Annotated in this window: 19 protein-coding genes and 1 riboswitch; of the genes, 7 read left to right on the top strand and 12 right to left on the bottom strand. The window is 38.3% G+C overall.

Going from position 1 to position 22,959, the window contains the following annotated elements; all coding sequences use genetic code 11:
• Positions 1-59: 59 nt before the first annotated feature.
• Positions 60-809, bottom strand: coding sequence for a tRNA 2-thiocytidine biosynthesis TtcA family protein (locus CBF29_RS03125; RefSeq protein WP_211334241.1), 750 nt, complete (start codon positions 807-809; stop codon positions 60-62).
• A 256-nt stretch (positions 810-1,065) separates the two neighbouring features.
• On the opposite strand from CBF29_RS03125, the gene asnA reads away from it, so the two are divergent.
• The gene (gene asnA / locus CBF29_RS03120; protein WP_126807220.1) at positions 1,066-2,070 is read left to right on the top strand and encodes an aspartate--ammonia ligase; all 1,005 of its coding nucleotides are present in this window, start codon (positions 1,066-1,068) and stop codon (positions 2,068-2,070) included.
• A 346-nt stretch (positions 2,071-2,416) separates the two neighbouring features.
• Here the strand turns inward: asnA and CBF29_RS03115 are convergent, their stop codons facing one another.
• From CBF29_RS03115 to CBF29_RS03070, 10 genes are all read right to left on the bottom strand, one after another.
• Positions 2,417-3,619, bottom strand: coding sequence for a chloride channel protein (locus CBF29_RS03115; RefSeq protein WP_126807218.1), 1,203 nt, complete (start codon positions 3,617-3,619; stop codon positions 2,417-2,419).
• Positions 3,620-3,805: 186 nt separating this feature from the next.
• Positions 3,806-3,878, bottom strand: a riboswitch (Fluoride riboswitch).
• Between the two features lie 160 nt (positions 3,879-4,038).
• Entirely contained in the window at positions 4,039-4,689 is a 651-nt protein-coding gene (locus CBF29_RS03110) for an ABC-2 transporter permease (RefSeq protein ID WP_126807216.1), read from the bottom strand.
• A complete protein-coding gene (locus tag CBF29_RS03105) occupies positions 4,686-5,537 on the bottom strand; it encodes an ABC transporter ATP-binding protein (RefSeq protein ID WP_126807213.1) in 852 nt (283 codons plus the stop codon). The genes CBF29_RS03110 and CBF29_RS03105 overlap by 4 nt, the downstream gene beginning before the upstream one ends.
• Positions 5,538-5,539: 2 nt before the next feature.
• Positions 5,540-5,911 (bottom strand): GntR family transcriptional regulator, encoded by a 372-nt coding sequence (locus tag CBF29_RS03100; RefSeq protein ID WP_126807211.1) that lies wholly within the window; start codon positions 5,909-5,911, stop codon positions 5,540-5,542.
• 341 nt (positions 5,912-6,252) lie between these two features.
• Complete coding sequence (locus tag CBF29_RS03095; protein ID WP_126807209.1) at positions 6,253-6,603, bottom strand: hypothetical protein; 351 nt, start codon at positions 6,601-6,603, stop codon at positions 6,253-6,255.
• Between the two features lie 100 nt (positions 6,604-6,703).
• Positions 6,704-8,062, bottom strand: coding sequence for a class II fumarate hydratase (gene fumC, locus CBF29_RS03090; protein WP_126807207.1), 1,359 nt, complete (start codon positions 8,060-8,062; stop codon positions 6,704-6,706).
• 82 nt (positions 8,063-8,144) lie between these two features.
• On the bottom strand, positions 8,145-9,317 hold the full coding sequence (locus tag CBF29_RS03085; RefSeq protein ID WP_126807205.1) for an NAD(P)-dependent malic enzyme: 1,173 nt from the start codon (positions 9,315-9,317) through the stop codon (positions 8,145-8,147).
• A gap of 29 nt (positions 9,318-9,346) precedes the next feature.
• Positions 9,347-10,705, bottom strand: coding sequence for an aspartate ammonia-lyase (locus CBF29_RS03080; protein WP_126807203.1), 1,359 nt, complete (start codon positions 10,703-10,705; stop codon positions 9,347-9,349).
• A gap of 1,374 nt (positions 10,706-12,079) precedes the next feature.
• A complete protein-coding gene (locus tag CBF29_RS03075; protein WP_126807201.1) occupies positions 12,080-12,853 on the bottom strand; it encodes an ABC transporter ATP-binding protein in 774 nt (257 codons plus the stop codon).
• A 230-nt stretch (positions 12,854-13,083) separates the two neighbouring features.
• On the bottom strand, positions 13,084-14,418 hold the full coding sequence (locus CBF29_RS03070; RefSeq protein ID WP_126807198.1) for a 6-phospho-beta-glucosidase: 1,335 nt from the start codon (positions 14,416-14,418) through the stop codon (positions 13,084-13,086).
• Between the two features lie 231 nt (positions 14,419-14,649).
• Between CBF29_RS03070 and CBF29_RS03065 the strand changes: the two genes are divergently transcribed.
• The 4 genes from CBF29_RS03065 (at position 14,650) to CBF29_RS03050 (ending at position 17,971) form a co-directional block, all read left to right on the top strand.
• Complete coding sequence (locus CBF29_RS03065; protein WP_126807196.1) at positions 14,650-15,402, top strand: MurR/RpiR family transcriptional regulator; 753 nt, start codon at positions 14,650-14,652, stop codon at positions 15,400-15,402.
• Positions 15,403-15,443: 41 nt separating this feature from the next.
• Positions 15,444-16,451: an alpha/beta hydrolase gene (locus CBF29_RS03060; RefSeq protein WP_126807194.1), complete on the top strand. Its 1,008-nt coding sequence runs from the start codon at positions 15,444-15,446 to the stop codon at positions 16,449-16,451.
• 109 nt (positions 16,452-16,560) lie between these two features.
• The gene (locus CBF29_RS03055) at positions 16,561-17,217 is read left to right on the top strand and encodes an ABC transporter ATP-binding protein (RefSeq protein ID WP_126807192.1); all 657 of its coding nucleotides are present in this window, start codon (positions 16,561-16,563) and stop codon (positions 17,215-17,217) included.
• Positions 17,195-17,971 (top strand): ABC transporter permease, encoded by a 777-nt coding sequence (locus tag CBF29_RS03050; RefSeq protein WP_126807190.1) that lies wholly within the window; start codon positions 17,195-17,197, stop codon positions 17,969-17,971. Before CBF29_RS03055 ends, CBF29_RS03050 begins: the two co-directional genes overlap by 23 nt.
• Positions 17,972-18,083: 112 nt before the next feature.
• On the opposite strand, the gene CBF29_RS03045 is transcribed toward CBF29_RS03050, so the two are convergent.
• Positions 18,084-20,726 (bottom strand): ABC transporter ATP-binding protein/permease, encoded by a 2,643-nt coding sequence (locus CBF29_RS03045; RefSeq protein WP_126807188.1) that lies wholly within the window; start codon positions 20,724-20,726, stop codon positions 18,084-18,086.
• A gap of 745 nt (positions 20,727-21,471) precedes the next feature.
• On the opposite strand from CBF29_RS03045, the gene CBF29_RS03040 reads away from it, so the two are divergent.
• Positions 21,472-21,891: a helix-turn-helix domain-containing protein gene (locus CBF29_RS03040; protein ID WP_126807185.1), complete on the top strand. Its 420-nt coding sequence runs from the start codon at positions 21,472-21,474 to the stop codon at positions 21,889-21,891.
• Between the two features lie 179 nt (positions 21,892-22,070).
• Positions 22,071-22,925, top strand: a complete 855-nt coding sequence (locus CBF29_RS03035) for a hypothetical protein (protein WP_126807183.1) — start codon at positions 22,071-22,073, stop codon at positions 22,923-22,925.
• The last annotated feature ends 34 nt before the right edge of the window (positions 22,926-22,959 follow it).

The following is a 22,959-nucleotide window of genomic DNA, read 5'->3' as shown; positions in this document are numbered from 1 at the left end:
TTTCGGTTGCAAACATATAATAATCTATATTTTTCAAGTAAATAATCAGCTTACATCGTTCATTCTTCCAATTTACTCGTCCAAAAATTTTGATCTGCGCCTGTTTCCATCCCCTTAACAAACTTTTGGCGAATATCTTTGTAGTCCTTGCCAAGTCGGGTCACCAGCTGTTTCATTTCTTCTCTTTTTGTCTGTTTATCTACTGGACAAGGATTAAAAATCACTGGCAAACTATCTCGCTTAACCAAAGACATGATTTCTTTTTCTTCGATATAGATAAGAGGACGAATGACTGTCACATCTGTCCTGTCAAGGTATGTCATAGGCTCAAAACTCGCTAATTTTCCATGAATCAAAAAATTCATAAAATATGTTTCGATGGCATCATCTAAATGGTGACCCAAGGCGACTTTTTGACACCCCGCTGTCCTCGCCCTCTCATACAAATAGCCTCTGCGCAAATTAGCACACAAAGAGCAAGGATTGCTTTCTTGACGAATATCAAATACTACTGGCGCGATATCCGTCGGCACCACATCTATAACGTAACCAAGGGAATGACAAAAATCGACTAGCGGTTGGATATCCATCCCCATGCCCATATCAAGAGTGATGGGATACAGTTCAAAATCAAAGCCCCATCTCTTCTGTTTTCTAATCGTATCCAGCAAATAAAACAGGGTTGTACTGTCTTTTCCCCCTGACATTCCCACAGCGATTTTTTCGTTTGGGGCAATCATTCCGTAATTCATAACTGCTCTGCCCAGCGGATTAAAAAAACGTTGGTTATCTCTTTTTGTAAAAGTCAAAAATCAAACTCCCTTTCTACAACAACTTGAAGTAATAAAAATATTATAAATAATTATCTGCTTTTTTCCCAGTCATATCTGAAATACAGTTGTTTAAAAATACTTCACCAGCTTCTTTCTCTTTATAGCATAAAAGCTATTCCTAAAAGTACTGTTTTGCATCAAATATCTGGTACAAAAATAAAAAATAGGCTAGTTATTTCTCAATTTTGTGGTACACTAAATTAGAAAATGATTAGAACGAGGTGCATGACGTATCAGCAAGACGATAATTCCAACTAACTATCAATCTATTTTAAATGTTTATGACACACAAACCGCTATCGGCTTTATTAAACGTTGTTTTGAGGAAGCTATGACAGGCAGCCTAAAACTTAAAAGAGTCTCTGCTCCGCTTTTTGTCAACGGGCAGTCAGGATTAAATGATAATTTGAGCGGTGTCGAAAGGCCTGTTCGATTTGATGTACCGTCACTGAATGATGACGGTGAGGTAGTACATTCTCTAGCAAAATGGAAGCGTGTGGCACTAAAACAATACGACTTTCATCCGGGAAATGGCCTCTACGCTGATATGAATGCGATTCGAAGAGATGAGATTCCAGATAATCTGCATTCAATTTATGTGGATCAGTGGGACTGGGAGCGTGTCATCTCAGAGGAACAACGAACGATGGACTATTTGAAAAAAGTGGTGCAAAGTTTGGTGAATGCCATCGCTGAAACTGCCAGCCGATTGAGAACAAAATATCCCAATGTCAATATTTCTATCGACACTGAGATATCCTTTATCACTAGTCAGGAGCTGGAAAATCTTTATCCTGATTTTACTCCAAAGGAACGGGAACATGCCTATGTAAAAGAACACCCCACCACGTTCATCCTCCAAATAGGTGACGTGCTTGAAAGCGGCCAGCCACATGACCACCGGGCACCCGACTATGACGACTGGTCTCTAAATGGAGATTTGCTTTTCTGGCACGACACTCTCCAATGCGCCATGGAACTGTCCAGTATGGGGATCAGGGTCGATGATAAATCCTTGCTGGAGCAGCTGAAAAAAGCCGATGCAGAAGACCGCATGATGTTTGATTTTCACCAACAAGTTGCAAACAATGAATTGCCTCTGACTATTGGAGGAGGTATTGGTCAAAGTCGTATGTGCATGCTGCTTTTAGGCAAAGCTCATATTGGCGAAGTACAAGTCTCTCTTTGGGATGATGAAACTATCGAAGCATGCAAAGACAAGGTTTTCTTACTATAAGCCTGCGTGTCTCAAAATAAATTTTCATCAGCAATTAAGCATTGTCAGATTTATTCCGACAATGCTTTTTTATATTCCGGTAGATAAAAGACTGGGTGTGCTTATTCAGACGATAGACGGACTTATAAATAATTGAGATATGAAAATATTTTAATGATGGTATCTATTATCAATTTTAGTGTGAAGATATGACTATGTTGCCAACGATTAACCATCTTCTTTCAAAAAATGATGTCCCTGACTGGATTCTTTTAATTGAGTTGAACTTAAAAAAGTCATCTTCTAATCGAGAAGCTTATCGCTCTATACGAAAAAAGGTAGAAGGCATAGTAAAACAAAAAACAGTCTACTCTACTACTTTTTGCAGTCCATAGATTGAATGATTTTTACTAAAAGAATAAGCAACGGAACAAACTATGATGAAATAGGGTAAATACTGAAAACCAAAAACTTCTCCACCAATAAAAATCGGAGCCAACAAGGTTCTTGTCGCACCTCCAAAGACACTGGCATAACCTAGTGCCGCAACAAATTCTATCGGAAGTCCCGTAAGATGTGCTAATAAAACACCTAATGTGGCGCCGACACTAAATAGAGGTGTTACCTCTCCGCCTAAAAAGCCCACACTAACTGTCAGAATGGTCAACAGCATTTTTAACAGCCAATCATAGGCATATATTTTTTCATTGGAAAAACTGGCTTCGATTAGATTGGTTCCTAAGCCGGAATATCTGCCTTGATAAAGTAACATCAACGATAGGGTCAATACTACTCCGCCAACCCCAATTCGGATGATTGAATGGGGGATTTTTTCTTTTAGAAATGATTTGGATTTTCCAAGAAGCCTAGCAAACGCTGCTCCTGTCAGTCCAAAAACAATCCCTAGCATGACCAATTTTCCAAACAAGAAAAAATCAAGCTGAAGTGAAGCAGCAAGCGGAACATTGAACTTCTCTAGCCCTAACGATTGTGAAGTGATACTGGCAGTGTATGCTGCGATTAATGCAGGCAACAAAGCTTCGTGTTTCAATCTTCCTACCACTAACACTTCCAAAGCAAAAAAAGCAGCAGCAAGCGGCGTACCAAAAAGACCTGCAAAACCGGCGGCCATTCCTACAACAATCAAATAACTGGAATGATTTTCAAGCTTTAATTTCCTCCCAAACCAATTAGCAATCGTTGCACCTAATTGGACCGCGACACCTTCTCTGCCTACACTAGCACCAAATAAATGTGCCAACCATGTGCCAATCATTACAAAAGGAATCAATCTTACCGGTATTTCATTTTCTTCCCCATGGCCTGCCAGAAAAACTAAATCCATCCCTTTTTGACTCTTCTCGCCAAATCTAGAAAAAAAATAAAGAAAAATCATGCCTGCCACAGATAAAAATGGAATAAGAAACATAAAATGCTGCACCCTAAAATCAGATAGAGAAATAAGAACTCTTCCAAAAAGTGCATCAATCCCTCCCACCACAACTCCAATGACTATACTGAGCAAAATGAAGTAAATCAGTTTGTATAACTTAGTAAACTTGATACTCATAACATGATCACATTCCTTTTTAGCAAGTTTATTGTTTCTAACAAATTTCTCAAAACAGCCTATTAAGGGGGAAATCTGTAAAACCCTTCTTGTTCGTGTTTCATTAAGCAATTTTTCTTTTCACAATAATTATCGCTCACGCTTTTTTACATTAAACCATAAAAATAATGACTCCTATCCACTAAAAAAGTGATAGAAGTCATTAGCAAAAGTGCGGTTTCAGTAAAAACTGCGGGAGACATTCATTCCCTATTCGACTATTTAATTATGATATAAGAACCATTTTTTGTCAATTTACGATATTTTAATATACATCTATCGTCACCACGTTAGTCAGAACAACCTCAAAGTATGGCAAGATTTTTTATAAATTCCAAGCAGTTTTTCAACTGATTTTTTTACTTCCCATAGTTTCTATCTTAAAATTCCTTTTTAGCCATGATTTGTTTACTGATCAAAGCAGATATTGTGGAAAAACCTAAAATAATCACTATTACTAACAGCAAAAGTTGTATCGGACTCAGACCGCTGATAAAATTTATAAAAGTAACTAAGCTTTTTTTTGGAATTATTTTTGAGATATTGGGTGACAAGACGCCAATAAAAACAAATAATATGATCATAACCATTCGTCCTTTTTCACTGCCAAACTTCAAGTTGATTGGAATCAGCAGCGCTGGAATAATCAGTGAAACAAATATAGAACCAACAATCAGCAACAGCCATAAAGATAAACCATAAGCTAAAACCCTTTGCCGATAAAGCAGAAACAAAAGGACACTGGAGAAAAGAGAGATAACAGTGGTAAATATAAAACTGAAGACATACTTCTCCACAGTATATAATGAACGAGTTATAGGAAGGGTAAATAAAAAGGCATTGCTGTTATTGAACTCATCATAGGCAATGGTCGAGACTCCCAATGTGGCACTTAAAAAGGCTATAGCAAATACTCCCAAGATAGGCTCTTCATTTCCCATTACCAGAGCAAGCACCATAAAAAGGCCGATGGTGACGGAAACTCTTTGTGATTTTAAAACAAACAAATCTTTTTTCAATAAACCTGTCATGATTCTTCCCCCCGATTAATAACAATCATAAGTTCATCGATCGTTGATTTTTCAATGACAACGTCTGGATAGTTGTCCAAATAGTACTGCTTTTGATTAGTCAAGCATAAATAGCCATAGGGTTCTTTTTTATAGAAAAGAATATATTCTTTTTCTATTTGGGCATATTGCTCTTCACTTAATTTCAACACAGCGTATTGCCCAAGTAATTCATCGACTTCTTCGTAGAAAACAATTTCACCATTTTTAATCATATAAATATCATCACACAAGTTTTCTAAGTCTGATGAGATATGAGAACTGATTAAAATATTGCGCTCCTCATTTTTTTCCATGTATTCTCTCAGCAAATCTAAAATTTCATTTCTCACGATAACATCTAGCCCTGCCGTTACCTCATCAAGTATCAACAAATTAGCATCATGAGTGACCGCGACAATCGTTTTCAACTTAGCTTTCATCCCAGTTGAAAAATCCAAAATTTTCTTTTCTTCCGGGAGATCGAACCTGATACATAGGGAATTAAACAATTCTTCATCAAAAGTAGAGTACAATGATTTAAGAATTTGGCGGATTTCTTTAACGTTAAGATAATCGCTGAAACCAGTATCTGTCATAACCACTCCAATTTTTTCTCTATCATTGGCACTTAATTTGTTGGGATTTTTCCCTAAAATCTTAATTTCTCCACCCTCAGCAGAAATCAAACCTAAAAGTAGTTTGAAAGTCGTACTTTTTCCAGACCCGTTACCGCCGATTAGTCCAGTAATACTGCCTGCCGGGACATCAAGACTACAATTCAGTTGGAAATCCCCGTATTTTTTTTGCGCTTTCGTCATCCTTATCATTTTCATCCCTCCAATAGCATCTTAAACAATACTTCTAATTCTTCATCGGATAGTCCCACCAACCTGGCCCGTTTGATTAAAGTTTCCAATTCATCTTCGATTTCTTTCTTTTGTTCCTCGACAAGTATCGTAGGATTTAAGTCATTAACATAGCTGCCTTTACCGTGAACCGTCGATATAAAACCTTCTTGTTCTAAAAAATCATAAGCTTTTTTAACCGTCAATGCACTGATACGCAACTCTTTGGCTAAACTTCTGACCGAAGGAAGAGCTTCCCCATCACTAAGACGACCTTCGATAATTTGTTTTTTTATTTGTTCAACGACTTGTTCATAGATAGGAATCATCAGTGAATTATTAATAATTATTTTCATCACTTTCCTCCTTCACAAACAGTGTATAACAGCATATAACACTTGTCAAGAAATTTTGAATTATCGCCTGCTTATCACAAGGATTTCAGGAGATAACCAAGAAGAAAAAATTGTTACTATCGTTTCAGCAGATGATTCTTATTTCTTGGGGGAGAATCTTTTAACAAACAAACATCCCTTTTTTTAAACGTCCATTTGTGCTCTTAAAAATTTTAAATGATTGGTGATTATCTTGTTAAAAAACAAATAAAAAAAGTCATCCATGCGGTACTTGCTATCATTCTATTGAAAGAATCATAGGAGTGTACATAGATGACTTCATTTGGCTGATACTATAAAATTTACAACTTAAATCGTTTTTTAAAAAATTTAAAACACACATAGGCAACAGTTGAAGATATAATCAGGGTAATAAAAAGAAAAAATAAACTGGAGTAACGGTCGTATGGCAACAATTTTTTTCCTAAAAAACTAATCAATAAAAAGCAAGCTACGCCTAAAATACCGCTAAGCAATTGGAACAGCAATTCTCCTGACCTTGTCTTTTTCGCTTTGGGATTGGTGGGTAAAAAATTTTGCCCCTTCCCGATAGGATTAGTTTGTCTTGTCATGTTCGTATTATGCCTGTCGAACTCACTTTTTCTGATATTTGAACTTTCATCAAATTTTCTTTGCCTTTCCCTATCTCCCATTTATTATCACTCCTTCTAAAACTGACCGAAGCATTATTTGAGAAAGAATACTCCGTAGCTTCTATAATACAGAAAATCCAAAGGCATCATTTTCTATTGCTTACACCATTTTTTCAGGAACGACCCACTGATCATACTCTTCAGCTGTAGCATACCCTAGCTGCTGGACTGCTTCTTTCAATGTCAAATGATTTTGATAGGCAAATTTCGCTACTTTCGCACTGTTGTCATAACCGATATGCGGACTCAACGCCGTCACCAACATCAAGGATTTCTCTACCCCTTCAGCCATCATGTCACGATTGACTTTTATCCCTGCCAGACAATGCTTTCTAAAAGATAACATAGCTGCTGATAATAACGTGACCGACTGTAAAAAATTATGGATGATTACCGGTTTAAAGACGTTCAACTCAAAATTTCCTTGACTGCTGGCTATTTGTATCGTTGTATCATTTCCCATCACTTGGACAGCCACCATTGTCAAAGCCTCTGCCTGTGTCGGATTGATTTTTCCCGGCATAATGGAACTGCCCGGTTCATTTTCAGGCAGGCTGATTTCTCCCAATCCCGCTCTTGGTCCGCCTGCAAGCCAGCGAATGTCATTGGCAATCTTCATCACATCACCTGCGAGTGCTCTCAATGCCCCATGAGTGTAGGACAGAGCCGAATGGCTGGTCAATCCATAATACTTATTTTTTTCAACAATAAAATCTAATTCTGTCAGCTCACTGAGTTGGGCAACCATTGCCAAATCAAAGTTTTCAGGAGCATTTAGACCCGTACCGACTGCAGTTCCCCCAATCGTTAAGTAACGGAGACTTTGACTACTTTCATTGATGAAGGTTAAAGATTTTTCAATCATTGTACGCCAGCCGCTGACTTCCTGTCCAAAAGTCAAAGGTGTTGCATCTTGTAAATGAGTGCGGCCGATTTTGATAACTTTTTGATATTTCTCCTCCATCTCCTTCAGCAATGCTAACCATTTTTCCAATTCAGGTATTAATTCATGCTTGATCGCTGTATAAGCGGCAATGTGCATCGCCGTCGGAAAAGTATCATTGGAACTTTGAGACATGTTTACATGGTCATTAGGATGGATATCCTTGCCCTTTTGATTTGCCAAATGAGCAATGACTTCGTTGGTATTCATATTACTCTGAGTGCCGCTGCCAGTCTGATATACTTTCAGCGGAAACTGGTCATCCCATGTTCCCTTTAGTATGTCATCACAAACAGACACGATTGTTTCCTTGGCCTCTCTTGGTAGTCTTCCCATCTGGTGGTTAACAATTGCCGCAGCTTTTTTGATTTGCACAAGACCGTAAATAACGTCTAAAGGCATGTTGTCTTCGCCAATATTAAAATAAAATTTACTGCGCTCCGTTTGGGCTCCCCAAAATTTTGAGGCATCAACTTTTACTTCTCCAAGCGAGTCCCGTTCTATCCGATACTCCATGTGTGATGCTCCTTTTTTATATTTTATGATGGCTAATATTTTTTAATTGACAAGTTAGAAAGTTCCACATACACAACATTAACTAATAAACTGCACCGCTTTTCCGGGCAGCTTCTGCTACTTTTTCTGCAACAGACTGACAAACCCGCTCATCAAACACATCGGGAATAACATATTCCGGAGAAAGCTTATCAGCTTCAATCAATTCTGCAATAGCATAGACTGCCGCCTCTTTCATTTCTGCATTGATTTTTTTGGCCCCTGCATCAAATGCTCCCCTAAAAATCCCTGGAAAAGCCAAGACATTATTAATCTGATTAGGAAAGTCGGAACGCCCCGTCCCCATGACTTTGACTCCAGCTTTGGCAGCTTCGTCGGGCATGATTTCAGGTGTCGGGTTAGCCATGGCAAAGACGATTGGATCTTTTTTCATTGTTTTGACCATCTCGACAGTCAACGCCCCTGCGATAGACACCCCGATAAAGACATCTGCTCCTTTGATGGCATCTGACAGCTTTCCTTTGATTTTCTTTTGATTGGTCTTTTGAGCTAAGTCTTCTTTATAAGTTCCCGCCAATCCTTCTCTGCCTTCATAAATTAATCCCTTGCTGTCGCAAGCAATAATATCTGTTACTCCTAAATGCAATAATAAATAAATAATTGCCGTTCCAGCCGCCCCCGGACCATTAAGGACAACTTTAATCTCATTGATTTTTTTATTCACAATCTTCAAACTATTGATAAGTCCTGCTGCCACAACAATGGCAGTGCCGTGTTGGTCATCATGAAAAACTGGGATCTCTAGAGATTCCTGCAATTTTTTTTCAATCTCGAAACACTTTGGAGCAGAAATATCTTCCAAGTTAATGCCTCCAAATGTCGGCGCAAGAGCTGTGATGATCTCAACTAATTTATCAGGATCCTGTTCTGCTAAAGCCACTGGAAAAGCATCGATTTTCCCGAATTGTTTAAATAATAATGACTTCCCTTCCATCACTGGCATCGAAGCCAAAGGACCGATATTTCCTAACCCCAGTACAGCACTGCCATCTGTCACTACCCCTACGAGATTGCCGCGACTAGTGTAGCGATAACTGTCTTCAGGATTCTTTTCAATTCGCTTACATGGTTCGGCCACTCCCGGCGTATAAGCCAAGGCTAGTTCTTCTCTGTTTGTGACCGCCACTTTGCTTTCCACACTGATTTTCCCTTGATGTTCTTCGTGCATTTTTAAAGCTCTCTCAATAGTTGTCATAATTTCTTCCTTTCATTTTGCACATTTCATTAGTTGTAAGAAAGACGATCGAGTATTTCATCCTTAACACCATGCTTGCGGGCAACTTCTCTGATGCTCATCCCTGTTTCCAGACTTTCCTGAGCGATATCTGCCGACTCAGTGTAACCGATAGTTTTAGAAAGAACTGTTGCTAAATACGTGCTGCGTTCCAAATTTTCCTGACAACGGACCTCATCTGCCTGAATCCCGTCCACACAGTTGACTGTGAAAGTATGTATCCCATTCGTCAGCAATAGGAAAGATTCTAATAATTTATAAAAAATAACGGGCTCAAAGGCATTCAGCTCCAACTGTCCTGCTTCAACTGCCATACTGATGGTAGTATCGTTTCCCGCCACCACAAAAGCACATTGAGTCAAGACCTCCGGAATGACGGGATTTATTTTTCCCGGCATGATAGAAGAACCATTTTGTCTAGAAGGAATGATGATTTCGCCGATTCCCGCCCGCGGTCCTGAAGAAAGCAGCCGGATGTCATTTGCTACTTTTGATAAACTTAAAGCAATTGTTTTCAGGACATTGGAGATGACTAAATAACAATCAATATTTTGTGTTCCATCAATTAAATCTTCTGCTATCGTCAGATTTTCACCCGTTATATCATTTAAAATTGGTAAAACGGTCTCAGACAATAACGGATCTGCTGTAATCCCTGTACCGATAGCCGTCCCGCCAAGATTTATGCTTTCCATCTCAAAAACTGCAGCTTTCAAACGCTTAATTCCTCTTTCAGTCACAGAGTAATATGCATGAAATTCCTGTCCTAGTGTTAAAGGAACGGCATCACTCAACTGTGTCCGCCCTAACTTCAGAACATCTTTAAATTCTTCAGATTTATTTTTAAAACTGCGGCTCAATCCTTCCAACTGTTCCAGCAATAACGGAATCTGCTTCAAAATTGTCAGCTTGCCTGCCGTTGGAAAAACATCATTAGTTGATTGCCCCATATTCACATCATCAATAGGATGAAGAATAGAAAAATCTCCTTTTTCTCCCCCTAAAATTTCAATGCCCCGATTGGCAATCATTTCATTGATATTCATGTTGCTGCTGGTGCCGGCTCCTCCTTGGACTGGGTCCACGATAAACTGATCATGAAATTGCCCCTCAATGATTTCTGTCGCCGCTTTCGTGATAGCAGTCATTTTTTCTTCACTCAATAAACCCAAACGATAATTAGCGAGGGCAGCTGCTTTCTTGACCTGCGCCAAGCTTTGAATAAAATCTGTGGAAAATGCCTGACCTGTGATATCAAAATTCCTCTTTGCTCTTAGTGAATGCACACCGTAATAACTGTTTTTTGGAACTGCTAACTCTCCAACACTGTCTCGTTCAATTCTGCTCATCTAACCTCTACCTCTTTGCTTTTTATTTTTCCTGCAACTCAATCCCATTTTTTAACACATGATTATTATGTTCGTTAAATAAACCCCAAGGGTATTGATAACGCTTTATTTTATTATACCATTATCCTTAACTTAGGCTATGCTTTTCAATAATTTAGAGGAGCTCATTAATAATCTATGATAAACTTTCTTTTTTAAAGACACTTACTAAAAAATATTTAATAAACACAAAAAAAGCCGCAGTTTTCTTACATAATAGAAAACCGTGACTCTCACTAAGTTTTAATTTCTGAATTATCAGGATGGATGTATCGAGAAGCAGCTTAAATCCAAACTAAGTTGTTGAAACTTTCGTCGATAAACATAAAAAGAATGCATCTCGTCAGACTTCTCGGATGCATCCTCTGTTTAGAATAATCCATAGTTACTATTTTCATTTGCTTGTTTGTCTTAGCCTCACCTCCGTTATCTATCGTCAATTCAAAATAAAGGGCTCTGATATTTGTTGGGAATGTCATGAAATCATGCCACGTTCTTTTAAAAACATCACATGCCAGTATGTATCAGTAGTGTTGAGGGGAGTCGACATTGATACATCTGCCCCTTTATTTTGATAAATAGCCAAAATCCATCTGCTTCGTCACATTGAAATGCTGTCCTCTCGATTAAAAAGTATTTATTTGACCCTCTGCTATGTCCTCTTGAATAATTTCTATGCCTCCATAGCAATCGTACTTTTCTTATCAAAGAAAAACAGTCCTTTAAATAATAAATAAAATAATTGCTGATTTTTCGATTAATAAGTCTTTAAAATTTTATCCATTGAATACAGATAGCATAAATTATTCCCCATCCTTAATAAATAACTAAAATATTATTGTTTATAATCACTTTTCAGACAGTTGGCGAATAAATAAAAATGTTTCTGAAAATTTTTTCATTAGATTCCCCAGACAGCCATGACTTGATTAGTACTCTTCAATGACAATCACTAGAAACAAAACCCTTGTATCACCAATGTTTTATTTTATATTAGCAAATAAACCCCTATGGAATCCAATTAAAAAAATCACCATTCAATCTAATCATTCATCAAAAAAAATCACACTTTTTTTCATCATCAAAAAATATTTTCCGAAATTAAATAACAACGTTTTGTTGATTGTTCTAAAATATACTATTTAATGTAAATACGCAACAATTTTTATCCATTTTTGCAAATGTTTCATAAAAGCGTAATATTTTTGTTACGAACGTTAAGCAATCGTAACGTAATTCAAAAAATCTAAAGTTTCTATTCTCTAGTGTCTCCTCCCCCGCAGATTTATAAAAAAATAAAAAAAACACTTTGATTAGTGTTTTTTTAGGTTGATATTATTCTAGTGTGATTGTGATTCTATTGGGAGCAAGCTCTACCACATTTACCTTTTCATCATAAAACTGACTCAATAACTCTGGCTGAAACATGTCATCTCGTTTGCCTTTAGCGAAAATTTCACCTTCTTTTAACAATAGCACATTGTCAAAAGCTTCTGGAATCTCCTCGATATAGTGAGTCACAAAAATCAAACCAATGTCAGATTTTTTCTGTCCGATAGTGTCAATCCTTTTTAAAAGAGCATCCCGGGCAAATAAATCCAAACCGTTACACGGTTCATCAAAAACAAGCAATGACGGGTTTGCCATCAATGCCCGTGCAATCAAGACCAGCTGTTGCTCCCCTTGAGAAAGAATACCGTATTTTTTACCAATCAAATGCTCACCGCCGCACTCGATAAGTGTCTGCTTTGCTTTATTTTTTTCCCCGCTGGTCGTCGGCACCCACACGCCGATGCTGGCAAACTTGCCGCTCAACACAATATCTTCGGCTATATCGTGCGCTCTTAGCTGCTCCTGCAAATCCGAACTGATCCAGCCGATATTTTTCCGTAATTCCGGAATAGAAGTCTTGCCAAATCTGTGACCTAAAACCGTCAACTCTCCCTTAGATGGCCACAAATAACCATTAAGCATTTTTAAAAGAGTCGTTTTTCCCGAGCCATTCAGACCTAAAATAGCCCAATGTTCTCCCTTTTTCATCTGCCAGTCAATTTCTTTTAGAATGAGGGCATCTTCTCTTTCAAAAGAAACTCCTTTAAATTCAAACATTTAACCACCCTTTTCAAGTTTTCTCATTTAATTTTCATTTTACCATTAATTAGTTCGCTATAACAGTCTAGAAAATATTAGTAAGCATCAGTACAAATCTCTAAACAAGTTTCTATTAGATTAAATCAAAAAAGCAGCCCTGTCACTAAGCTGCTTTAATATTAAATAAAATTTTTATGCTGAATTCTTCTCAAAAACCGGTGCTTTCCAAACTCATTTTATACTCATTTTTAGACTGTGGTAGTCTCGTCAAAAAAGATCGGCAAATATTTCTTATGCGCTTCTAACATCTCTTCCATGACTACTTGTGCAATGTCCCCGCTAGTAATGAGGGGATTCATCATAAATGCCTGCAGTAATGTGCCTCTGTCTCCTGTCACCGCTGCTTCGATCGTCAGCTGTTCCATGGCTTTCATCACTTGCAGCAACCCTCGCTGTTTAGGTTCGAAACTGCCAAAGTTGAAGGGCACTGCCCCTCTAGCTGTGATAAGAGACGTTACTTCTACGGCACAATCATCCGGTAAATCAGTGATCGTTCCATTGTTCAATGTGCTGACAGTCATGATTTTCTGCTTGTCGTTGTAAATAGAGCTGATGACTTCACAAGCGGCATCACTGTAGCGGGCGCCTCCTCGTTCAGCCAACTGTTTAGGTTTATAGTCCAATTCAGGATTGCGATACAATTCAAATAATTCTGCTTCGATTTTCTTGACCTTTTCTGCCCGTGTGCCATGTGCTTTAAAGTCTTCCAATTCTTCTGCCAGCATTTTATCTGTGTAATAATAATAATTATGATAGGGACAAGGCACCATGTGCAAATTAGCCACCTGCTCATAAATCAGCCGGTTATCCTTGATGTTGGCTACAATTGATGGATTGTGATCTTTCCCGTACATTTTGCGAATCAATTCATCTGTCCGGTCATTGCCTTTTTTATCCACTGCAGTGTGCCAGTGCAAATGATTGATACCGGAAAAATGGAAAAAGACATCGCCAGATTTTTCTCCCAAGAGTTCTGTTTCTTCTACTACGGCATTCACGGGGATATTGCACAAACCAATGACTTTATCCCATTTTCCGTAGCGTAGGACAGCCTCTGTCACCATTCCGGCAGGATTGGTAAAATTAATCAACCAAGCGTCAGGACACAGTTCTTTCATGTCCTCTACAATCGATAAAATCACCGGAATTGTCCGCAAGGCTTTAAAAATACCGCCAGCGCCATTCGTTTCCTGACCAATCATCCCGTGACTCAACGGAATTCTTTCATCTAAAATACGGGCGTCAAGCAACCCTACTCTTAATTGTGTCGTAACGAAGTCTGCGTCCTTTAAAGCCGCACGTCGATCCAATGTTAAATGGACCTCGCAAGGGATTTTTGCCGCCTTAATCATCCGTTTTGCCATTTCACCTACTATAGATAGCTTTTCTTTCCCTTCTTCAATATCTACCAGCCATAATTCTGAAATCGGAAATTCCTCGTATCGTTGAATAAATCCTTCCACAAGCTCTGGCGTATAGCTGGAACCTCCGCCAATCGTTACCACTTTTAGTTTTTTTGCCATCTCAATGCCTCTCTCTCATTTCAGTCGTTGTCTTTCTTTTACTATATCTGCCAAATCTCTGACTGTAAATACTTTGGAGAGAAAACGGAGAGTATCACATTTAAAGTAAAAATTCACATAAAAAAACAACTTGTCACATTCACGCTTGACTGACATCCGCTGGTTTTTTATAATCAAGGGAAGATAACCTAGATAACAAGTGAAAAAAAACTGATAAAAGGAGGGGCTGTTTTGCTATTTCTGCCTCATAAAGTAGAATTGAAAAATGTGGAAATCGATATTTATAATTATATTGCCGCCAATGTCGATAAAGTCATCTATATGCGTATCAGAGATTTGGCCAGTGCCACACATGTCAGCACGACAACTATTTTACGTTTTTGTAAAAAATTTGAATGCGAAGGCTTCACAGATTTCAAATTAAAATTGCAGCAATATGTGAAAGAACAAACTGAAAAACACCAAGATATTCAAAGAGTGGACGAAATGCCCTACATCGATTTTTTAAGACGGACGACCAATGACAGTTTTCAACAAAAAATAGATGAAGCCGCAGAAATTTTATTGGAAGTGGACTTAGTACTTTTTGTTGGAATCGGCTCTTCAGGCATCATTGCAGCTTATGGTGCGATGCTATTTTCGTCGATGTTTACGTTAGCCTTGCCGATTACGGACCCGCTAAACACACCGCTGACTAACATCTCTCGTGAGTTGAACAAGCGGATTTGTCTTGTTTCTCTTTCTGTGTCGGGGGAAAATCAAGACCTTATTGATTACATTAATCAGTTGAAAATCCATCAGGCAAAAATAATTTCTATCACAAACAGCTCGAATTCAACTATTTCGAACATGTCCGATGTCAATATTCCTTATTATACTGGTACAGAAATGTTTCAGGACACGAATATCACTTCTCAACTTCCTGTAACTTATATATTAGAGATTTTAGCTAAACGTGTTTACAATCAGAAGCACTCTTCCTAAGTCAACATAGCACCTATCAAAATATAGCAGGAGTTTTCATTATGCCTAACTTGATTCTTTTTGCTTCTGGCATCTTTCTTCTGGGAGCAGTTATTGTACTAAGTGTAACGTCATCCTTGACCTTGTCTGTAAAAGTTCTTGATTTTTTCTTCCGTCTGACGAAAAATATCAGTTGTCCGGAAAGGTTTCAGCTGGAACGAAAGAACATCAAGAAAATCGCTGACGTTTCTTACACTTCCCAATTTAAAAACCATCAGGCAGATATTTATTATCCTGACGAGGAAGGGCCTTTCCCTGTGTTGTTTTGGATTCACGGCGGCGGGTTTATTTCTGGCGGCAAAGAAAATGTGGAAGAATTTGCTGTCTATTTGGCTAATGCAGGGAAAATTGCAGTTGTCGCTATGGGATACGAATTGGCTCCAAGCTCTACTTATCCCGGCCAGTTGAAGCAAACGAAAGAAATGTTTGACTGTTTTTATCAAAATCAGGAAAAATTTCCAATGCTTGATTTTTCTCAACTGCTCTTTGGTGGAGATTCTGCCGGTGCCCAAATAGCAGCTCAATTTATCATCACTCAAACAAACGCCGCCTATGGCAAAAAAATCGGTATGTCCCAAGTGTTACCTGCCCATGTGTTAAAGGGGGCAATTTTATGTTGCGGTCCCTATGATTTAAAACAAATGACAGAAAGACATCAGGTCTCATTCATTCAAAAGTTTTTAGCTGACACCGTGGCATGGGCGTTGCTGGGGACCAAGAAATGGCAGCAGCAACCTGAACTTTTAGAAGCCTCTCTGCTGGATAAGGTTACGAAAGATTTTCCGCCTTCCTATATCACAGACGGCAACTCATTTTCTTTTAGCAAGCAAGGAATGGCTTTGGTCCAAGTGCTCAATAAATTAGATGTCCCTGTAACCTCGCTTTTCTACGAAGATTACGGAAAATCAGTGAAACACGATTATCAATTTGATTTTACCACCGAGGAAGCAAAAGTTAGTTTTGAAAAAACAGTCCAATTTATTCAAAAGGTCTTTGAAAGGGATGTGTAAGTTTTAACATCTCTTTTTGCTGACTCAGCTATCTTATCAAACAACAATTGATTGTTTCGTCCGGTATAACTATAATGAATCATGTCACAATTAAGAAAGGATGCAGACTATGCCTATTTTAACTCTTGAAAATGTGTCATTTGAAAGCAAACAGCAAAAAATCATAAAAAACATTGATTTATCTGTCGAAGAAGGAGCCTTTCTGACCCTGACAGGGCCTTCAGGCAGCGGAAAAAGCACTCTGCTTAAACTGATAGCTTCTCTTATCACACCAACGGACGGAAAAATCTTATTTGAAAATCAGTTTCAGTCCTCGTTCCAGTTGACTGACTATCGCCAGCAAGTTTCCTACTGCTTCCAACAGCCCGCTCTTTTTGGCGCTACGGTCAAGGACAATCTGGTTTTTCCTTTTTTAGTCAGAGATGAAGAATTCAACCAAGAGATGGTGCAGGAACATTTGGAACTGGTCGACTTGCCCACAAGTTTTTTGGATAAAAAAATCACTGAGATTTCCGGCGGTGAAAAACAACGGGTGGCTTTAATACGCAATATTTTATTTTTACCAAAAATACTCTTGCTGGACGAAGTTACTTCAGGACTAGATGAAAAAAGCAAAGAAATCGTCCTTGAACTTATTCGCTTGATTCACACTAAAGGAGTCACCGTTCTAAAAGTAACCCACGATGAAATCGAAATTCAGGAAGCAGAGCATATTATCACTATCGTGAAAGGAGAGATTTTAAATGGAACAGCTGGCGGTGAATAATCTTTCTCTTGTTTTGGCATTTGCCTTGGTCTTAGTCGCTGTTTTCGTGAGCAGCAAAGAGAAATTGGGTCTCTCAAAAGATATTCTTTACGGGATTGTCCGGGCCGTCATCCAGCTTTCGATCATTGGATACGTGCTCACCTATATTTTTCAACTAAATAATCTCGTCCTGACTTCAGCCATGAGTTTATTTATCGTCGTCAATGCCTCATGGAATGCCTATAAAAGAAATCCCAGCACTCAAAAAAATTACTGGCATTCGTTTTCTGCTATTTTTATCAGTACATATATCACTCTCGGAATTTTAGTGTTATCAGGGGCTATTCGATTTATTCCTTCTCAAATTGTCCCTATCAGCGGAATGATTGCCAGCAATTCAATGGTAGCCATCGGATTGTGCTATCGCAGTCTCAATAAACAGTTTCATGACCAGCGTCAACAAGTGCTGGAAAAACTGGCACTTGGGGCTACAATCAAACTGGCCTCTCTGCCGATTTTACGAGAGAGCATTAAAACCGGTATGCAGCCGACGATTGACTCTGCAAAAACAGTGGGTCTTGTCAGTCTTCCCGGTATGATGTCAGGCCTGATGTTTGCCGGTGTCGACCCTCTCCATGCAATCAAATATCAAATCATGGTCACTTTTATGCTCTTGTCCACCACCAGCCTAGGGTCGATTATTGCAGGGTATCATGCCTATAAAAATTATTTTAACCACGACCTTCAATTACTAGATGAAGAAGAAACTGAATAGTATCTTATCAAAACTATAAAAACTCACTAGAAAACAATGGGAGACCAAATGTTTGCTAGTGAGTTTATTTATTTTTCCGATAATTTTTTCATCTTTCGGTGTGTCCGTTAAATTATTCTGTCCGTAAAGCTTCCACAGGGTCTTTCTTCGCAGCCACCTTGGCTGGAATAAAGCCGGCAACGACGGTCAAGATAATACTGATGATAATCAGCCCTACCCCTCCATAAACTGGCAGGACAGAAATATTGGAAACGCCGACTAAAGACTTGATGACCATGTTGATTGGAATATTCAACGCAAGGGTCATTAAAATACCAATGATTCCTGCCGCAAAACCTTCAATCACCGTCTCAGCATTAAAGACTCTTGAAATATCCTTTTTAGAAGCACCGATACTTCTCAAAATACCAATCTCTTTCGTCCGTTCAAGAACAGAGATATAAGTAATGATACCAATCATGATAGAAGATACCACTAGAGAAATCGCTACGAAAGCAATCAACACATAAGAAATGATATCGATAACCGATGTCATAGAGGCAATCATTACCCCGACGATATCTGTATAATTGATGACATATTCATCATGTCCGGCTTTTTTCTGTTTGTCATTGTACTTTTTAATCAAGTTTTGCAGTTCTTCTTTTGATTCAAAATCTTTCGGATACAGCTTGATACTGCTTGGGTTTTCTAAATCAATAATTCCCAAGGTGCTGATATTCGTGTCATAAGTTGCCGTTTCGTCAAAGTTGTTGGCCAGCTGTTCTGACATCATCGCCACAACTTCCTCTTCCGGCATCATCTGCATCATCGTTTGCGCTTGCTCCTGTTCTTTCATGGGCAGAGTAGCCACATATTGTTTTACATCTTCTATGGTCAGCCCTTGGGTATAGGTTTCTTTATCAAAAGATTTGCCAGTGAAGACATTTGTCTCCTTGTCCGCCAGCTGGGCTTGCGCAATCTCGCTTTTTCGATTATTTTCAATGACGAAATTGGTCAATTCAGGCAGATAGCCGATGGAACCGCTGATTGAAGTAGAGGTCACTTCTTCTTTTTGACGGATGATTCCTACGATGTTGATATCTGTCCCCTTGCCAATCAAATCTTTCATATAATCAATGTCTTCTTTTTTATCAAGCCATCTGCCATCTTCTGCCACATAGTAGTCAGTATTCGATACTAGCTTAAAGTGCGTCTGCAGAATCTCATCGTAACTGAAAGAGGAAACTTCAGACTTGGTTTCTATGTTTTCTTTTCCTTCCTTGATTTCTTTAACAGTTTCTTCCAACTCGCTGCTGTCCATCAAGCCAAGAGAATATAGAACAGAATCGCTGACTTCGTTATTTTGGTCAATCACTAACACAACTTCATTGAATTTTTTGGGCCAAGTACCTTTTAGTACATCATACTGAGATTCCAGCAGTTTGGGATTGTCTATTAATTCTTCCCAAGTCTCACTGCCGGGCATGGAGACACCTGCCGACATATTGTTGCTTTCGCCGGTTGAACCCATTGCACTGTTGAATCCCAACTTCTCATAAATATCACTTGGGTTAACTTGTAAAATTTTCTCATCTGTATCAGATTGAAAAATTTGCGGTTGGACATCGTAACCAAACTTGATCGAATTCGTCAGCTCTTTAAATTTTTTAGAATCTTCAACATGAGATTTAAATTGTTTTAAATCATTGTTGGATAACTGCTCAGACATGGTATTGACCATGTTGGTGGTGATGTTATTGGAGTATATTTTATCCAGCTTATGATCCACGCCGCTCTTATTATTGGCTTCCATCATCGAACCCATCATACTGGCGATATCTACTGATTGACTTTGGATTTCAATGGGATAGTTGGATAATGTGTCTTCTTCCATACTGGAAATATACGATTGCATACCGCTGGACAGGGATAAAATCAAGGCAATACCAATAATCCCGATACTTCCGGCAAAAGCCGTCAACAGTGTCCGCGTTTTTTTCGTCAGCAAATTTTTAAGGCTCAAAGACAAGGCTGTCATAAATGACATGGACACTTTCTTTTTTTTCTTTTTCAATTGACTTTTCTGTTCATCAATCATATAAGGGTTGTCATCGCTCAGGATTGAACCGTCAAGCAATCGAACGATTCTGGTAGAATATTTCTCAGCTAAATCAGCATTGTGGGTAACCATGATAATCAAACGATCTTTGGCGATTTCTTTCAGTAATTCCATAATTTGGACACTTGTTTCAGAATCCAAAGCACCGGTAGGCTCATCTGCCAATAAAATCTCAGGATTATTGACCAAAGCTCTGGCAATCGCCACACGCTGCATTTGTCCCCCGGACATTTGGTTAGGTTTTTTATTCAGCTGATCTGATAACCCGACTTTTTCCAAAGCTTCCACTGCTCTTTTTTTCCGTTCTTCCCTTGACACACCAGCCAAGGTCAACGCAAGCTCTACGTTAGACAAAACCGTTTGGTGAGGAATCAGATTGTAACTTTGAAAAACAAAACCGATGGAGTTGTTGCGGTAAATATCCCAGTCGGCATCCTTATACTCTTTTGTTGACACCCCGTCGATAATCAAATCTCCGCTAGTATAACGGTCCAAACCTCCAATGATATTCAGCAAGGTTGTTTTACCACAGCCAGACGGACCCAATATAGAAACAAACTCGCTTTTTCTAAAAGACAAATCAATTTCTTTTAACGCTTCTACTTCTGTGTCGCCAGTTTCATAAACTTTTCTAATATTTTTTAATTGAAGCATCATTATCTTTCCTTTCCATTAGCCCCTGAGCATCATCTATGATGAAACAATTCCAGTTGTGTGTTCGTTTTTGTCATGTATGCAAGACACTGAGCATGACCGCTCGTATTGTTTAAATCTAGTGGGGCAAGCGTGTCCGCTGATAAAGTTCTGGAAACAACGAATCTTTCCTCATTTTTTCACACAAGTTTTATTATAACAGATATAATTCTTTCAATCGTTGATGTGTTATAGCTTATCAAAGTTTTAAAAAAAACTCTACTAACTGCCATCTGCCTAGCTTTTATTTTTTTAAAATACGTTATTTACTTTCCCCTGACCTGTATTTTACACTTTCATTTCCATACTTTCTTTGATGATCTTTCTCAAACTTTTCCCCTAAGGTCCCATTTACGAAACTCATCTAGATAACGTTATATTTATCAACCCTGCTAACAATCCAAAACATTTGATAAAAAATAATTATTATCAGACAAAATCAACTACAGCATAACTACAACCTCAATAAATAAACGATTATTTGTTTAAAAAAAGATGCCCATTTATATTTAGTAATAATATTTTTAACTTGACAGACGAACATGATATAATATAATCATGTTATTTATTGGCTGGAATCCGTTATTTAAACAAAGGAAGTAATATTAGCAGATGCTCTGAAGGAGGGACGATATCCTAGAGTTAAAATCAGTAAATTAAACATTTCGATTGATAATAATCGTTATATTTCCAGAAAGGAGTAAGTATGTATTCACTTGCGAAAGAATTGATTACGGAAAAAGATTTACGGCGGCAAATCAGGATACTGGAACTCTTGATGGAGCAGCAACAATCGACAGCTAAAGAAATAGCCCACGCTATCAGCTCTTCCGAAAGGACTGTTTTTAATGACATTCATTCCATTCGTCTCTTGCTGCCGGAAGGATGGCGTATAGAATCTGAAGGAAACACGGGCTTAATCTTGCATTCTGATAATCACCACCCAATCTCGAAAGTGTGGGAACACTTTATGAAAATGTCTCTTGGGATACAATTAGCCAAATCTCTGCTGTATCGAAAAAAAATCCACACCCATCACTTTATCACTGAATTCGGCACCTCCTATGAAACCCTTAGAAGACACGTTATCAAGCTAAACCGGCAGTTGGAACAATATATAATTTAGCGATTCAATTAAACCACAGCACACTGCAATGGCTGGGGGAAGAAATCAATATCAGGGTCTTTTATCAGCGACTATTGGTCCCTTTCACTCATAATAACTTCTTTTTTGAAAACTACCCTGTCCATCAAGTCAATTATATCCGCTTCATCACCCGGTTAAGCAAGAAAAATATTCACGTGATGACAGAAGAAATATTTGGCACTTGCTGGTTTTTCGTCAATGCCATCCGCATCAAAGCAGGGTGCAGTATCAGCCAATTCATTTTTAATGAGAAGGACCCGCTTTTTAACTTGTACCGAGAAGAATTAAATGCGTTGTACGCCATGGAAGGAATCATCTTAAAAAGAGAAGAAGAGTTTTTCAGCTTTTTTTGTTATCTGGAAAGCTGGAATTACAATAATCACTGGCCAGAAAAACTTTCTTTGATGTTTCATGAAAACTATTATGATATGAATGAACGGTGTACCCGAGCTGTTTACCGCATCGGGGAGGCTATCGAGCAGCCAAAATTATTTACGACTAATTTAAACGAAAATTTATTTTTATTTTTTTTAAAGTATCACGAATCAAAACAACTTTCCGATATTTTTTCTGAGTCTCAGGACATTTTGGATATTGGCTATCACCGATTTTTAAGCATTTATACTTACGTCTTTGAAGAAATCGAGAAAAGTGATTTGTTGGAAAATCTGCCTCGGTCAAATTATATTGTCAATACAGCCACCCTGCTGATACAAGAAGCCATCATGAAAGTAAATCCGCCCAAAATAAATGCTTACTTTATCTTTCAGGGAGAACCTGCATGGAAAAGTTTCTTATTAAAAGAACTGACTGATTTATTGGGAACTCGAGTTCAATTAATCGACGCCAGTCTCTCCCAGCTTCAGGAAAGTAAACTTGAAAAAAAAGACATCATTATTTCAAACTATCCGATTGAAGTTTCCTTTTCCCAAGAGATATTCTATATTTCTCTCATTCCAAGTGCTAAGGAACTCCAAATGATTAAAGAAAACATCAATCAAATGTATTTTTAAAAAACAATCGGAAAAGTTGACTCCTTTGAGCAAC

It is taken from the genome of Vagococcus elongatus, assembly GCF_003987645.1.
GTDB lineage: Bacteria > Bacillota > Bacilli > Lactobacillales > Vagococcaceae > Vagococcus_A > Vagococcus_A elongatus.
Note: the sequence above shows the minus strand (reverse complement) of the source record. Positions and strands in the feature narration are given on the sequence as shown.

Bases quoted from the DNA above. Each gene is read 5' to 3' on its own strand.
- CBF29_RS03040 (WP_126807185.1), top strand. From the start codon at position 21,472: ATGTATTCACTTGCGAAAGAATTGATTACGGAAAAAGATTTACGGCGG.
- fumC (WP_126807207.1), bottom strand. From the start codon at position 8,062: ATGGAGTATCGGATAGAACGGGACTCGCTTGGAGAAGTAAAAGTTGAT.
- CBF29_RS03095 (WP_126807209.1), bottom strand. From the start codon at position 6,603: ATGGGAGATAGGGAAAGGCAAAGAAAATTTGATGAAAGTTCAAATATC.
- CBF29_RS03045 (WP_126807188.1), bottom strand. From the start codon at position 20,726: ATGCTTCAATTAAAAAATATTAGAAAAGTTTATGAAACTGGCGACACA.
- CBF29_RS03080 (WP_126807203.1), bottom strand. From the start codon at position 10,705: ATGAGCAGAATTGAACGAGACAGTGTTGGAGAGTTAGCAGTTCCAAAA.
- CBF29_RS03070 (WP_126807198.1), bottom strand. From the start codon at position 14,418: ATGGCAAAAAAACTAAAAGTGGTAACGATTGGCGGAGGTTCCAGCTAT.
- CBF29_RS03035 (WP_126807183.1), top strand. From the start codon at position 22,071: ATGACAGAAGAAATATTTGGCACTTGCTGGTTTTTCGTCAATGCCATC.
- CBF29_RS03105 (WP_126807213.1), bottom strand. From the start codon at position 5,537: ATGATAAGGATGACGAAAGCGCAAAAAAAATACGGGGATTTCCAACTG.
- CBF29_RS03075 (WP_126807201.1), bottom strand. From the start codon at position 12,853: ATGTTTGAATTTAAAGGAGTTTCTTTTGAAAGAGAAGATGCCCTCATT.
- CBF29_RS03055 (WP_126807192.1), top strand. From the start codon at position 16,561: ATGCCTATTTTAACTCTTGAAAATGTGTCATTTGAAAGCAAACAGCAA.
- CBF29_RS03100 (WP_126807211.1), bottom strand. From the start codon at position 5,911: ATGAAAATAATTATTAATAATTCACTGATGATTCCTATCTATGAACAA.
- CBF29_RS03110 (WP_126807216.1), bottom strand. From the start codon at position 4,689: ATGACAGGTTTATTGAAAAAAGATTTGTTTGTTTTAAAATCACAAAGA.
- CBF29_RS03115 (WP_126807218.1), bottom strand. From the start codon at position 3,619: ATGAGTATCAAGTTTACTAAGTTATACAAACTGATTTACTTCATTTTG.
- CBF29_RS03050 (WP_126807190.1), top strand. From the start codon at position 17,195: ATGGAACAGCTGGCGGTGAATAATCTTTCTCTTGTTTTGGCATTTGCC.
- CBF29_RS03060 (WP_126807194.1), top strand. From the start codon at position 15,444: ATGCCTAACTTGATTCTTTTTGCTTCTGGCATCTTTCTTCTGGGAGCA.
- CBF29_RS03085 (WP_126807205.1), bottom strand. From the start codon at position 9,317: ATGACAACTATTGAGAGAGCTTTAAAAATGCACGAAGAACATCAAGGG.